The sequence below is a fragment of the Agaribacillus sp. DX54 genome (genome assembly GCF_056858335.1).
Genome location: NZ_JBXEQE010000138.1, coordinates 1 through 400, shown reverse-complemented (window position 1 = coordinate 400; position 400 = coordinate 1). Strand labels below are relative to the sequence as shown.

Below are 400 nucleotides of genomic sequence, written 5' to 3'. Positions count from 1 at the left end.
CACGCCTGCGTTCGGGCCATTGCTAGCGCCGGATATAGCGGTACTTGCATCACTTTCATACCAGTTAAAGGAGAATCCACCGGGAACCTGACCTATACCATTAACCATGACCTGGGTAACGGTGGCCGAACCAGTGACCGGCGAGCAATCATCCTGATCGTTGATAGCAATATGAGCCGTCAGAATGTTGACGATGTCCGGCATATCGGGTACTTCCATCGTAGCGATGGTCTGACATGAATTGTTAGGATTCAAGTTGTCTGTAACTCTGACAGTATAGAATCCCGGGGCCAGGTTTTGTGCAATTTGGCCGTTAACGCCTGTGATATTACCAGCAGGCAGCGCATCGCCGGAGTCGGTGTTATTTTGCCCTGTGAACCAGTCGAAGGTATATCCGGCA

1 protein-coding gene is annotated in these 400 nt (G+C 51.0%); it reads right to left on the bottom strand.

Features of this window, described 5'->3' with window-relative positions; genetic code table 11:
* On the bottom strand, positions 1–400 hold a 400-nt coding region (locus tag AC04NP_RS30695; RefSeq protein ID WP_482863953.1), incomplete at both ends, for a hypothetical protein.